The sequence below is a fragment of the Brucella intermedia LMG 3301 genome (assembly GCF_000182645.1).
Classification (GTDB): Bacteria; Pseudomonadota; Alphaproteobacteria; order Rhizobiales; family Rhizobiaceae; genus Brucella; species Brucella intermedia.
The window spans coordinates 1,369,017-1,381,728 of the sequence record NZ_ACQA01000002.1; the positions used below are offsets into that span (position 1 = coordinate 1,369,017).

Below are 12,712 nucleotides of genomic sequence, written 5' to 3' on the forward strand. Positions count from 1 at the left end.
CTATATTGTTTTTATGATAGGAATCAATTTTGCTCCTTGTCAATCTATGAATGGCGACTAAAGCTTGCGCCCATGAACCAATTTCGCGACCTGACCGGATTGTCCACTTTCGACCCTGACGAAGCGGATGAATTCAAAGACGACCCCTTGTTTCTACGTTCGGTTGCGCGCACGGTCGCTGTACTGTCCGCCTTCCAGAGCGCTCGACACCCCCTATCCCTTACGCAGATTGCGACCGCATCGGGACTCGATCGCAGCGCGACGCAGCGCATCGTCAATTCGCTTATGAAACTCGGCATGGTTGCGCGGGACCCGGAGGATCGCGGCTATCTTCCCGGCTTGCGAATTCTGGATATGACACATGATTTTCTGCGGCTGAACCCGATGCTCCAGCGAGCCAATCCGGTTATGCTGGAACTACGCCGAAGGGTGCGCGAACGTGTGGATCTATCGCTTTTCGATGATATACGGCTGGTCTATGCCCTGCGTATGCCGTCAAAACACGAAGTCTTCAGCGCAACCATCGTCGGTAATGCGGTTCCGACTTACTGCACGGCGGGCGGCATCGCAGTCCTGTCGCGCCTGCCGGACGACCGAATTGCGGATATCGTAAACCGTTCCGACCTCACCCCGTTCACGCCCTATACCATCACCGATCTTGCTGGCGTAATGGAACAGGTCGATGCCACGCGCAGACGGGGACACTCCGTTCTCTGCCGTCAGTTGCTGGCCCACGAAATAGCAATCGGCGCGCCGGTTACCGATGCAAAGGGCGTGCCCATCGGAGCAATCCATATCGCTGGCAATCTACAGGAATGGTCGGTAGAAAGCTTCAGCGACAATTTTGGCCCCTTGATTGAAAATGCCGCCCGTACGGTTTCCGAGCGTCCCAGACCTTTCGACGCCAGAAACGCACCCATCGTCTAATCCGGCTTTGACGATTTCTCGGTTTCGGCCATAGCCTTTCGACGTGACCGATTGAACTGATCTCCCTTCGCTTCATCTTTCCTCGTGAAGCTGTCAGAGACTGGTGACCGAGTACCGAGATTTTCGACCATTAGCGGTCGATTAGTGGCTAAAGGTGAAATCGCTCGCATTCGCGCCCTTCCAGCCCAGTTTTGGCGCGTTGCATTTTTCCTTGAATGTTTCACCATGCCCTGCAAGAGCACATTCTGCAACGGAAACGTCTTTTTGCCCGGAACTGACGCAGCCAGCTGCGAGTACCACCACAGAAACAAGTAAAAATCCTCGGACGACCTTCATCATATTGTAAAACTCTTGTTATCTATTTTGAACGCGGAACAGGAAAGTTCAATTTCGACACTTGATCGCAGAAATATTATTCACGTTCATTGTTGTTGACGATTTATACAAAATATGTGAGTGTTTACTCGCATTGTCTACTCGCATTAGGAAAATCGAGGATATGAGCAAGTTCAGCGCCACAACCCCCAGAAAATCGGCCTCGCAAGAGAGGTCACGGATGACTGTCGAGGCGATACTGGATGCCACTGCTCGCGTTTTGGTGCGCGAAGGATACGCTCGAACCAGCACAAATCGTGTCGCCGCCGTGGCAGGCGTGAGTATTGGATCGCTCTATCAGTATTTTCCCAACAAGGAGTCGCTTGTGGCTGCGCTCGTCGCCAGACATAATCGTGAAATTCTGGCTCTGTTGGAAAACGCGATGCAGGCATGCGCCTCAGACGACCTGAACAGTGCCATGCGGGAACTCATTCGCGCGATGATTGCTGCACACCGGGTCGACCCGGATCTCCACCGCATCTTCAAGGAAGAAGTGCCCAGAATTGGAAAACTCGCCGAGGTGGAAGCCATCCGAAAGGATACGCTGGATTTGGTTCGGCATTATCTCGAAAAATGCAAGGACGACATTCAGCTCAAAGACCTGGATACGGCCGCATTCATTTGCGTGACGACCGTGGAGACATTGACCCATGCCATCGTTCTCAATGACTGCGGCCACTCCCTTTCCGATGAAGCGGATATTGTGGAACATATCACCCGGATGGTTGCGGGTTATCTCGGCACCGCACCCCAGCCTATCCGCGCTATTTTGAAAGAAGCAGCCTGATCTCTATGGTACAAGGCGCGCTTGAACCGAGCGCTGCCGTGAACTGTAATGGCTGTCTCGCCATAAGTGAGTTCGGTCCCCGGCCGATGTGTCTACCTTGCCGAGGTGGCAATCACAGTTTTCCGCAGCATGACGCGATCAAACTCAGCCTCGGTTCGCAGCTTTTTCTGTACTTACGAGATGGCCGGGCTGGAACGCCACCCGGGCGGTCGTGATCGGGCCCAGGGCGTTCCAGGTCGTGCGGTGCATGATCAGCAATGCCTGTCCCGGTTCGGTCTGCAGTAATCTGGCATCGCGGCGATTGGCATTTTCGGCTGAAAATGTCAGGTCAGCTCTCAAATAAGGCGCGTTGCGCACCAGCCATTCATTGGCATTCAGTTGCCAGAAGTCGGCCTTTTCAAGTTCTGGTGACGCGCGCAGATTGACCCAGCGGTCCTCCAGCTGGAAGGGCTGGCCATTGCCGTAATGCACAGCCCGCATATGAACGAGAATTTCCCCTTCCGGAAGACCAAGCCGCGCCGCAACCTCTGCCGGGATCGGACTTTTCCGCTGCGCAACGACGCGATAACTGTAGACCATGCCGGCCTGTTCGACCTGTTCACGCACAATCGAGATTGAGACTGTCGCCTTGCGCACCGGATCGATCGCGATACGGGTACCCGCTCGGCGGCGGCGGTCCAACAATCCTTCGTCAGCCAGAAGCTGCAATGCCTTGTTGACGGTCGCTCGCGCGGCGTCAAACTCGATCGCAAGATCGGCCTCGTCTGGAATTCGGTCGCCCTGACGCCATTCAAGTTCAACGATGCGGCGCCGCACTTCGCTGGCAATTTTCTGTGCTTTTGGAGACGTTGAGCCCAGATGGCCGCCAGATCGCTTGTCGATCACATGCACTCCTGCAATCCGCCGATAGAAATCAGGTAATCAGCGATCATACGATCATGGTCAAGATGCATGCCATTTCGCACCCCATGACGCCTCGCAGCCCGGACGTCGCTGGCTAGCCTGTTTGGCATCGAATTTACGTCCTGCAGCCGTCGCTCCTGCATCAATTCCCAGCACACGCAGCAGCAATTCAACATGCTCAGCGCCGAACGATACATGTCCATTCCGACTTTCGCAATACGAACGCCCACATCGCGTCCGCCAGTTTACCGCACCGATAAGTTTAAACATATAGAGAAATAAGTTTAGACATATACAATTTTTTATGATTAGCTCACAAAAAATAGCGAGGCTTTCGGGAGCAAGCCCAGATGCAGATATTGACGCATGCCACCGCGCGTATGGAGGGAAAGCAGAGGAGCTGTCTCCCTGCAGAACGTACTTCCATCATTATCGTAGACGATCGAATCGAACGGACCGAAATCCCGGGCCGGGAGTGGAAAATATGAGCGGCCCGCTGACGGGAATCCGGGTGCTCGATCTGTCCCGCGTTCTCGCGGGGCCGTATTGCACGGCACTACTCGCCGATCTGGGCGCGGAGATCATCAAGCTGGAGCCACTTTCCGGCGACGACTATCGACATGTCGGGCCGTTCAAGGAGGGTGAAAGTGCCTTGTTCACGCTCAACAATCGCGGCAAGAAAAGCATAGCGCTCGATCTTAAAAACCAGGCCGATCTTGAACTGGCGCAGACACTTGCGGCCCGCGTGGATGTAGTCGTCGAAAATTTCCGCCCGGGCGTTGCCGCCCGGCTTGGACTTGGCGCAGCCGCCTTGCGCGAAGCCAATCCCCGGCTCATCTATTGTTCCATTTCCGGTTTCGGGCAGGAGGGGCCGTTCAGGGACCTTCCAGCCTATGACCTCGTGGTGCAGGCCATGTCCGGCCTGATGACAGCGACCGGCGAGGAAGGCGGCGCGCCACTGAAAACCGGCGAAAGCATCGCCGATCTGATCGCGGGCCTGTTTGCCAGCTGGTCGATTATGGCCGCACTGGTTCAGCGCAACGCGACGGGGCATGGCGCGACGCTCGATGTTGCCATGTATGACGCGCTGTTTTCGATGTTGACCACCAGTCACGCCCAGCATTTCTACAGCGGCGTTCTGCCAAGCCGTGTCGGCAACCGACATCCGATATCCACGCCTTTCGGCTGTTTCAAGACAAGTGACGGAGAGGTGGTAATCGCAGTGCTGAACGGAGGGCAGTTCGGAAAACTGGCAAAACTCATGGGCAAACCGGAGATTGCGGACGATCCGCGTTTTGCCAGCGACAGCAGCCGTACCGAACACGAACCGGCTCTAAAGGCATTCATCGAGGAATGGTCGGGCAGCATGACCACTGAAGATGCGGTGACGGCGCTGGCGGCGGAAGGCCTGCCCGCGGCGCCAATCTGGAACATCGCACAGGCAGCTGATAACGAACATGCGACCGCGCGCGGCCTTGTTACCCAGCTTGCCCATTCGGTTCTGGGCCAGGCGCCAGTGGTTGGACAGCCAGTTCGTTTCGATGGACACAAGCCCGTCGCTGCGACCGCCGCACCACGGCTTGGCGGCGACATCGCCACGGTGTTGAAGGAATTCGGACTGAAGGAGCGCGCATGACGCAGATCAATGATCCCTGGCATATGCTGGCCGAAGAAGAGAGCATGTTCTGCGATGTGCTGGAGCGGATATGTGCTGACAAGATTGCGCCGCTGGCGGCAGAAACCGACGAGACATCGCGCTTTGTCGACCGGCAGATCGCCACACTCGGCGAAGCGGGCATGATGGGAGCCAACTTGCCGGAAGCCTATGGCGGCAGCGGCATTTCCGCGCCGGCCCTGCTGCGAGCCGTGTCGATCGTGGCGGCCGCCTGCGGGTCCACGGCCTCGGCACTGACAGCGCATTATCTGGCAACCGATTCCATCCTGATCGGCGGCACGGAGGCTCAGAAACAGGAGTGGTTGCCCAAAGCTGCCAGCGGCGAAGCGCTCGCCGCCTTCGCGCTCACCGAGCCGACGGCGGGCTCCGATCCTGCGGACATGAAGACACGTGCCAGGCGAATAGAAGGCGGCTGGCATCTCAAAGGCACAAAGTGCTTTATTTCGAACGGCGGTGTGGCCGACTTCATTGTGGTTTACGCAGTGACTGATCCTGAAAAGGCGCATCGTGGCATTTCTGCTTTCATTCTGCCGAAGGATACGCCTGGTTTCGAGGCGGGTCCGGCGGAAAAGACAATGGGGCTCAAAGGCGGCCATGTCTTCACGCTCAATCTGGACTGCACGCTTCCCGAACATGCTTTGCTCGGTGAAGAGGGCAAGGGCTTTCGAACTGCCATGCAGGTGCTCGACAATGGCCGCATTGAAGTGGCCGCCCAATGTCTCGGCCTTGCTGGCGCGGCGATGAATGCCGCCATCGCCTACGCGAAAGAACGCATCATCGGCGGCATGCCGCTGTCGGAGCGGCAGGGCATCCGATGGATGATCGCCGATATGGCCCTTGCATATCATTCTGCACTTTTGCTGTCGCAGGAAGCCTCGCGCCAGCGCGATCTGGCGCATCACCAGGGTGGACGCTTCTCGCTGGCAGCATCCATGGCCAAGCTCGGCGCTTCCGAAGCAGCCGGGAAAATAGCCGATATAGCGCTGCAAATACACGGCGGTTACGGTTACACGCGTGATTTCCCCATAGAGCGGATCAATCGCGACCTGCGCATCATGCGTATCTATGAGGGGTCCAGCGAAATCCAGCGCATGATCATCTCCGGCAATATGCTGGCCTGACGGGTTCGGTTATCATCCCGCTCGACTTTTCTGTGAGCGGCCATATCCGGCGCCGCGTGAAATGTGCTTAATAACGTTCTGTAGGGCGAACATCGCCACGCAGTTTATCTGGGAGAAAATAAAATGACGTTTTCGGGAACATTGAAATCCGCCCTCCTCGGTATCGCAGTGCTGGGCTTGACCATGCCTGCAATGGCCGACCAGCTGTCGGATATCAAGGCTAAGGGGCAAGATCGAAACAGCTACCGATATGCACTATGCGCCGTTCGACATGCTGACCAACGGCACGTATGAAGGCATGACGAAGGATCTCTTCGACGGTGTCGCCAAGGAACTCGGCGCAGAGCCGGTTTACCAGGATATTCCGTGGACTGCGGAACTTCCCGGTCTCGAGGTCAAGAAGTTCGATATCGTGATCGCGCCCGTCACCATCACCCCCGAGCGTCTCGAACGCTACGCCTTCAGCCTGCCGATCGCCGACGCCACGGTGGCGCTGGTGCACGCTGCCAGCAACACCGAACTGAAGAAGCCAGAGGATATCAAGGGCAAGACCGTCGGCGTCCAGCAGGGCACCGCACAGTTCAAGCAGTTGCAGGCCTTCGGGGAAAGCCTGGGCGGCGTCAACGTCAAGGAATACGGCACCACCGACGAGGCTTATGCCGACCTGGCGGCCGGACGTCTGGATGCCGTCGCCGGCTCCTTGCCCAACCTCACCTATCTGGTGAAGACACGGCCGGAAACCTTCGCGATGTTCGACAAGCCGACCTTCGGCAACCCGACCTACTTCGCCTGGGTCGCTCGCAAGGACGCCGACAGTGCAAGCTTCATCAAGGCCGTGAATGACGCGATCCTCAAGATGACGGATGACGGCCGCATCAAGACCATTCAGGAGAAGTGGCTGGGCACCTATACCGAACTGCCTCGCGAAGTTCCGACCAAGTGATACGACATGCGGGCAGGAGAAATCCTGCCCGCCACCAAACGGAGCAGCGATGTTTTCCACCTCGACCTTCCTGGCCAGTTTCGGGCCGCTCTTCTGGGCGGCGCGTTTCACGCTGCTGATATCCCTGCTGGGTATCGGACTGGGACTGGTGATCGGCGCGCTGATCTGCGCGGCGGCACTTTCCCGCAGAGTCTGGCTGCGCAGGTTTGCTGCACTCTGGGTTAGTTTCCTGCGCGGTGTGCCGCTGCTGGTGCAGCTTCTGCTTTGCTATTATCTTCTGCCCGTCATCGGCATCAATGTTCCCGCGCTGGTCGCCGCCGTGGTTACGGTCGGCATCTGTTCCAGCGCCTATGTTTCGGAAATCTGGCGCGGTGCGATCATCGCCCTGCCGCCCGGACAGGCAGAAGCCGCAACCGCCATCGGCATGGGGCCGCGCGATATCTGGACCCGGATCATCCTGCCGCAGGCGGCCAGGCTTTCACTGCCAGCCCTTGTCAATGAGATGATCCTGCTGGTCAAGGCTTCTTCGCTGGTTTCCGTGGTCGGCATACTGGAAGTCACACGCGCCAGTCAGGCACAGGCAGCAACCACTTTCCGTCCTCTGGAAGTGTATGTTGCAGCCGCGTGCATCTATCTGCTCATCAATCTCTGCCTCGCCGCAGTGGGGCGCTATCTCGAACACAGGATGAGCGCCACATGAGCCTGACGATCCTGGAACAATATTGGCCTATCCTGTCGAACGGCTTTGCGCTGACGATCCTGTGCTGGGCGCTGGGTACTCTCTTTGGCATGGCGCTGGGTCTTGTCATTGCGCTCGTGCAGCGCTACGGGCCGCGCCCGGTGTCCTGGCTGATCCAGGCCTATATCGAGATCATTCGCGGCACGCCCTTTCTGGTGCAGCTCTTCGTCCTCTATTATGGCGGCCCGCTGATCGGATTGCGGCTCGAGGCGCTGACTGCCGGGCTTGTAGGCCTGACGGTTTACGGCAGCCCCTATTTCGCCGAAATCTTCCGCGCCGGCTTCCTCGCCGTGCCGGCGGGACAGCTGGAGGCCGCCCGAGCCATCGGCATGTCGGAACCAACCATCGTGCGTCGGATTCTCCTGCCGCTCGGCCTCGTTTCGGCCCTGCCCGCACTGGTCAATTTCTCGATCATTCTGACCAAGGAAACAGTGATCCTGTCGATCATCACGGTGCCTGAACTCATGTATTCAGTGCAGCGCATGTCCACGGAAACCTTCCGCTATCTCGAAGCAAATCTCGTGCTGGCGCTGTTTTTCTGGGCACTGGTCGAGACAATCTCACGCGCCGGCCGTTGGCTGGAAGCGCGCATAACGAAACATCTGGTTGAAAGGACGTAAGATGCTCGCCGCGTCATCCGTCGAGATCCGCAAGGTCAACAAATTCTACGGCCCCTTTCACGCGCTGAAAGATGTGAACCTGTCTATCCTGCCCGGCAAGGTCACCTGTCTGATCGGGCCGTCCGGCTCGGGCAAGTCCACATTGCTGCGCTGCATCAATTTTCTGGAGGAATATGATTCCGGCGAGATCAGCATCGATGGGCAGATGATCGGCTATGTCAGCCCCGGCGGCCGCAAGATGCCGGGCAGCAAGCTGCGGGAGATGCGCCGCTCCATCGGCATGGTGTTCCAGCAGTTCAATCTGTGGCCGCACATGACCGCGCTCCAGAATGTCGCCGAGGGACTGCTGCGCGTGCGTGGCCTGCCGAGGGCGGAAGCAGAGGCGCGCGCTGCCGAGGCATTGAGAAAAGTGGGATTGTCTGACAAGACAGCGAGCTTTCCTTCCCGCCTGTCCGGCGGCCAGCAGCAACGGGTGGCCATCGCCCGCGCCATCGCCATGGAGCCGCGGCTGATGTTATTCGATGAGCCTACATCGGCGCTCGATCCTGAACTGGTTGGTGAAGTGCTGAGCGTGATGAAGACGCTTGCTGCCGAAGGCATGACCATGGTCGTGGTAACCCATGAAATGGGATTTGCGGCCCATGTCGCCGATCAGGTGGCCTTCATGGAAAAGGGCGAACTGGTGGGCGTGGACGCTCCTGCCAAAATTCTGCATCAACCTGAAGACGCCCGTATCCAGAGCTTCCTGCGCACTTATCACGAACGTAACAGCTTCTGATCTCGGTTCGTACATCTCAGAGACGCGGCATGACTGCGATGCGCGTGTCGAACGAAATTACCGTTCGACACGCTCCGCACCAATTATACGCGAATGGTGAAAACATACCTTCCGGAGATGTCTAGCTCCCTGTCTGTTCGTCAGGAGCGCTGACGGGCTTGGATTCCGGCGAACCTTTTTCGCGCAGGAAGATGGAGAGGACTACAAGGACTGCCGTGGATAGGAATTCCGACTGCCAGTTCTGGAAGGATTCAAACCATAATTCGGCGTCCAGCAAATATTGCAGGTAACCTGTCGAAGCGGCACCGTGGCGAGCCATATCCATTTCCGACGCACGAGCACTGCCGAACCAGTGCAGTAAAAAGCTGGCAATAAACAGCCCGAACAGCGTCAGCCCCAGCGAATGCGAATAAAGAAAAGACGGCTGCCCGATCCGCTCCTTCTCCGGCTTTTCCTCGTCCGGGTCACGCGATTCCGCCGAACCGCGCTGAAAGAGCCATGCTGTCAGCACAACATAGACCCCCATCTGCAAAAACTCGCTCTCCCAGTTTTCAAAAAGGGCCGAAAGAAATTGTCCGCTTATCAAATATTGCAGGAGGGGGAGAGGAGCCTCTCCGTGTTTTGCAAGCTCTTCGTTGTAGCTTGCAAAGCCTGCCGCTGCCATGCCGAGGATCGATATGCCGAAAAAAATGGCGAGCGCAATCGTCAATCCGTTGTCTCTGAGAAACGAACGCATTCCATTCCTCCATTGGACTAACGGTCCTGCTGCAAGCCCTGGTGTGTCGTATTGATCCTGGTGTTGGCCTGCTGGCCTTGTTTTCCGGATTTATTATCCTGGGGCGACAGGCTGCTTTTCAGCGGAACATGTTTCTGTTCGCCGGTGCCTTTTCCGCTGCGGTTGCCTTTGGGTACAGGGGGAAGCTTTGTGCTCATTGTCTATCTCCTTTGATAGACCTAACTGCGGAGCATCAAATCTTGTTCCTCAAAGGAGATTGAACCGCCTGCCGCGTTCTTGCAGATACGCCGCATATCCAAGCGAAATGGACGGAGACGCTCGCCGGTTCAGCCAGAGGCTTCACTTCTTGGTCGCGGGATTGTGCGTATGGTGGATGTCCCTTTCTCCGCCACCGCCGGAAACCTTGCTGCGGCGGCCTTTGGTTTCCCCATCGGCTGGCGGTTTGGTAATCTTCAGATCGTTTTTTGCATTTTCATGAGCGGCTCCGGGGCCGCCCTGTCGGATCGTGTTTGGAGATTTCGTTGACGTAGACATATTTATGAACTCCGATTAGGCCCCTCGCCGATGGTTCAGTCGGGTGGATCGGTCTGCAGGGAATGCGGTGGGCTCTGCCCATTGTCCGCACCCGGACCAATGCCACGCCAAAGCGCCCCCGCCACCAGCAGGAGCACTATTCCAATAACAATCATGAAAACGGTTCTCATCGACATCACCGCAATGAAGCGCCTCCGGTGCTCTCCACCCTCGGGTCCACATCGGCCGCGCGCGCCGGGTCGGTTTTGACGTTGCCGCCGGATGCCTGGCCTCCGTTGGAAGCAATCTCGCGCTGCTTTTCAGCGCTGGACGCAAAACTGCAGTTCGCCGTCTGATTAGCCATTGGGCTTCTCCTTTGCTTGAGGTTTCCCCTTTCGAACAATGTTCGCAGAAGGGTGTTCCCCAAACTTTTTATTTTTCGAAGCCCTGTCGAATACAGCGACAAGACGTTCGAGGATTAACGGCAGGGGCTATCTGAATAGAGATCGAAAATTCCAAGTTCAGAAAGCGGAACAATCGCGAGTTGCCTTTGTTACGACGCGGTGGGGCTGAAAACGGAGGAAGATAGATGAACATTCCAGCTATTCTATTGGCAAGCGCACTCATAATTGTTCCAACTGTCGGCAGCGCTCAGGATGCGACGACGACGCCGAACACGCCATCCACCAATGCGCCTGCGCCCAACGCCAATGCGCCTACTTCCGCTACGCCGACGACACATGACGACAAGGCGCCCGATGCAGGCCAGAACAGCTTCACCGAAGAGCAGGCCACCGAACGCTTTACCAAAGCCGGCTATACCGGAATTTCCAATCTCAAGCTGAACGACAAGGGATTGTGGGAAGCGTCAGCCATGAAGGGGACCGAGACCGTCATGGTAACGCTCGATGCCGACGGCAACGTAACGGCGCACTCCATGTGAGTGCCAGTTCGGCAGAAGCATGCCGGAACTCAATCGTCAGCAGCTCTTTCTTGGCACTCGCGGCAGAGGAATTTGCCGCGAGTACGCGACGAAACAACATCCTTATCAAGGGCGACCGGGCTGGCAGCTCGGGCCCGGCTGCAAGAGCACAGCCCTTACAGCCCATGGAGGTAAAAATGGAATATCGGGACAAAAATGTTTTCACCGAATGGAAAGAAACGCCGGACAGCGGCGTAAAGGTCCAGACCGATTACCAGTGCTATGCCTTTCTGCTCATTCCCTCACCGGGAGACGACAATGAGCTTGCTCCCAAGCATGGAACGGCTCTGGTTTCTGCCCGCTCCGAGGCCGATGCGAGAGTAGTCGCCAGCCAGGGAGAGACGGAGGCCTTCCGGGGACAGGTAGCAATAGGGGATACCGACCTTACGACCAACGATTTCAGTGCATTTCGCAACGAGAAATCCTATCAGGTGCATCGCGTCAGTGACGAGCCGATAGACACGCCACGAGGCGTCATCACTATGGAACGAAACGGCTCCAATGACTGAATCAGCATTGCTGCTTTTGCCGGGCGGGGGCTCGCGATCCGCATTGCATTCGGCATCGCCATATTGAGCGCCGCACGCCGCCAATCGCGAGCCCTTCCCGCTTATTCGTTGAGTTTCTTCGCCATTTCGAGATGATGCTCCAGCGCGGGCCGGGTTGCATTGGCCCAGGCCCGCAGGTCGGCATTCTCGCCGCCTTCTCCATATCGCTTGAACAGATCGACAGCGTCTTCGTGCACCTCTTCCTGATCGCTTCGATACTGCTTCGTGAAATCCTCGCCTTCGAGCCCCTTCAGCTTGTCCAGCATTTCCTGATGATCATCGGAAAGCGCGGTCGGGGCCTTCACCGAGTTCACTTTCGTGCTCAGGAGCGCTTTCAATTCCTCGCTGGTCTTTTGATGATCGGTGATCATCTGCTGAGCAAAGCTCTTCGTGGTGGGATCGGCCTTTGCGAGCGCGAGTTTGCTCGATTCAATCTCGAACATGTCGCCGCTTCCGCTCAGTGTCACGAAATCCTGGGTGGACGGCGCTGATCCGACGAGAGAATTGATCCCTGTCTTTTCGCTCGTCGACTGGGCATATACCGGAGCCGACATGAGAAGAATTGCCGAGAAGGCAAGCAATACTGTTTTCATGATCCTGTTTCCTTTCCCTTGAAAGAAATTCGAACCCACGCCGGAGAATTATGTTCCGGCCCATCGCGCGCAGGCAATGGAGGGACAAGCTTCATGGGTTCTCAAAGATAGCGAACGAGCAAATCCGCCTGTTCCCGCAGGGTTTTTGCGGCGTCCTGCGGCGTTTCGGTGTCGAGCAGAGCGCTGATTGCTGCTTCCAGTATCAGCATATTGCGGGCTCGTAGGTAGCGAAGGCGCGCCTTTTCGGCGATGATATCCAATTCGCGCGTGGCTTTAGCACCCATCGTGAAATTCCTTGAAAAGAACGCTCATTCCTGCGGAGAGGCGTGCAAGGCGGCCCGAAGGCCGCCCTGTCTGTTTGCCGGTGTCCAGAGCATTTCCTGTTCCAAAACCGGGTTTCCGCTTTGGGGAACTCATGCTCTAGCGACCGCGACGGTTGTCGTAATCATCGTCCCGGCGCTCTTCCCAACCC

The 12,712-nt window shown here is 57.2% G+C and carries 18 protein-coding genes; 10 read left to right on the top strand and 8 right to left on the bottom strand.

Annotation, left to right across the window (positions count from 1 at the left end):
• The first annotated feature begins 72 nt into the window (after window positions 1-72).
• A complete protein-coding gene (locus OINT_RS18865) occupies window positions 73-927 on the top strand; it encodes an IclR family transcriptional regulator (RefSeq protein WP_006473198.1) in 855 nt (284 codons plus the stop codon).
• A 141-nt stretch (window positions 928-1,068) separates the two neighbouring features.
• Here OINT_RS18865 and OINT_RS23665 read toward each other — a convergent pair whose 3' ends face one another.
• Window positions 1,069-1,266, bottom strand: a complete 198-nt coding sequence (locus OINT_RS23665; RefSeq protein WP_006469505.1) for a hypothetical protein — start codon at window positions 1,264-1,266, stop codon at window positions 1,069-1,071.
• A gap of 160 nt (window positions 1,267-1,426) precedes the next feature.
• Here OINT_RS23665 and OINT_RS18870 point away from each other — a divergent pair, with 160 nt between their 5' ends.
• The gene (locus tag OINT_RS18870; RefSeq protein ID WP_025091796.1) at window positions 1,427-2,089 is read left to right on the top strand and encodes a TetR/AcrR family transcriptional regulator; all 663 of its coding nucleotides are present in this window, start codon (window positions 1,427-1,429) and stop codon (window positions 2,087-2,089) included.
• A gap of 144 nt (window positions 2,090-2,233) precedes the next feature.
• Here the strand turns inward: OINT_RS18870 and OINT_RS18875 are convergent, their stop codons facing one another.
• On the bottom strand, window positions 2,234-2,974 hold the full coding sequence (locus OINT_RS18875) for a GntR family transcriptional regulator (RefSeq protein WP_006469507.1): 741 nt from the start codon (window positions 2,972-2,974) through the stop codon (window positions 2,234-2,236).
• 502 nt (window positions 2,975-3,476) lie between these two features.
• On the opposite strand from OINT_RS18875, the gene OINT_RS18885 reads away from it, so the two are divergent.
• The 6 genes from OINT_RS18885 to OINT_RS18910 all read left to right on the top strand — a co-directional run bounded on the left by OINT_RS18885 (window position 3,477) and on the right by OINT_RS18910 (window position 8,868).
• Window positions 3,477-4,628 (top strand): CaiB/BaiF CoA transferase family protein, encoded by a 1,152-nt coding sequence (locus tag OINT_RS18885; RefSeq protein WP_006473202.1) that lies wholly within the window; start codon window positions 3,477-3,479, stop codon window positions 4,626-4,628.
• A complete protein-coding gene (locus OINT_RS18890; protein ID WP_006469509.1) occupies window positions 4,625-5,788 on the top strand; it encodes an acyl-CoA dehydrogenase family protein in 1,164 nt (387 codons plus the stop codon). The genes OINT_RS18885 and OINT_RS18890 overlap by 4 nt, the downstream gene beginning before the upstream one ends.
• Window positions 5,789-6,059: 271 nt before the next feature.
• Complete coding sequence (locus OINT_RS18895; RefSeq protein ID WP_235691711.1) at window positions 6,060-6,731, top strand: transporter substrate-binding domain-containing protein; 672 nt, start codon at window positions 6,060-6,062, stop codon at window positions 6,729-6,731.
• A gap of 49 nt (window positions 6,732-6,780) precedes the next feature.
• Complete coding sequence (locus tag OINT_RS18900; protein WP_006469511.1) at window positions 6,781-7,431, top strand: amino acid ABC transporter permease; 651 nt, start codon at window positions 6,781-6,783, stop codon at window positions 7,429-7,431.
• Window positions 7,428-8,090 carry an amino acid ABC transporter permease gene (locus OINT_RS18905; RefSeq protein WP_006469512.1) on the top strand — a complete coding sequence of 221 codons (663 nt, stop codon included), beginning with the start codon at window positions 7,428-7,430 and terminating at the stop codon, window positions 8,088-8,090. Before OINT_RS18900 ends, OINT_RS18905 begins: the two co-directional genes overlap by 4 nt.
• Before the next feature lies 1 nt (window position 8,091).
• Window positions 8,092-8,868 (top strand): amino acid ABC transporter ATP-binding protein, encoded by a 777-nt coding sequence (locus OINT_RS18910; protein WP_006473204.1) that lies wholly within the window; start codon window positions 8,092-8,094, stop codon window positions 8,866-8,868.
• 121 nt (window positions 8,869-8,989) lie between these two features.
• Here OINT_RS18910 and OINT_RS18915 read toward each other — a convergent pair whose 3' ends face one another.
• From OINT_RS18915 to OINT_RS23165, 4 genes are all read right to left on the bottom strand, one after another.
• Complete coding sequence (locus tag OINT_RS18915) at window positions 8,990-9,604, bottom strand: DUF6766 family protein (protein ID WP_006469514.1); 615 nt, start codon at window positions 9,602-9,604, stop codon at window positions 8,990-8,992.
• A gap of 17 nt (window positions 9,605-9,621) precedes the next feature.
• Window positions 9,622-9,801, bottom strand: a complete 180-nt coding sequence (locus tag OINT_RS18920) for a hypothetical protein (RefSeq protein WP_006469515.1) — start codon at window positions 9,799-9,801, stop codon at window positions 9,622-9,624.
• A 142-nt stretch (window positions 9,802-9,943) separates the two neighbouring features.
• Window positions 9,944-10,138: a hypothetical protein gene (locus OINT_RS18925; protein WP_006473205.1), complete on the bottom strand. Its 195-nt coding sequence runs from the start codon at window positions 10,136-10,138 to the stop codon at window positions 9,944-9,946.
• A gap of 175 nt (window positions 10,139-10,313) precedes the next feature.
• On the bottom strand, window positions 10,314-10,481 hold the full coding sequence (locus OINT_RS23165; protein ID WP_006473206.1) for a con-10 family general stress protein: 168 nt from the start codon (window positions 10,479-10,481) through the stop codon (window positions 10,314-10,316).
• Between the two features lie 225 nt (window positions 10,482-10,706).
• On the opposite strand from OINT_RS23165, the gene OINT_RS18930 reads away from it, so the two are divergent.
• On the top strand, window positions 10,707-11,060 hold the full coding sequence (locus OINT_RS18930) for a hypothetical protein (RefSeq protein WP_006469518.1): 354 nt from the start codon (window positions 10,707-10,709) through the stop codon (window positions 11,058-11,060).
• Window positions 11,061-11,236: 176 nt separating this feature from the next.
• Window positions 11,237-11,608, top strand: coding sequence for a hypothetical protein (locus OINT_RS22550; protein WP_021585360.1), 372 nt, complete (start codon window positions 11,237-11,239; stop codon window positions 11,606-11,608).
• A 101-nt stretch (window positions 11,609-11,709) separates the two neighbouring features.
• Here OINT_RS22550 and OINT_RS18940 read toward each other — a convergent pair whose 3' ends face one another.
• Window positions 11,710-12,240, bottom strand: a complete 531-nt coding sequence (locus OINT_RS18940; RefSeq protein WP_006473208.1) for a DUF4142 domain-containing protein — start codon at window positions 12,238-12,240, stop codon at window positions 11,710-11,712.
• 101 nt (window positions 12,241-12,341) lie between these two features.
• Complete coding sequence (locus OINT_RS18945; protein WP_006473209.1) at window positions 12,342-12,524, bottom strand: hypothetical protein; 183 nt, start codon at window positions 12,522-12,524, stop codon at window positions 12,342-12,344.
• Window positions 12,525-12,712 lie beyond the last annotated feature (188 nt).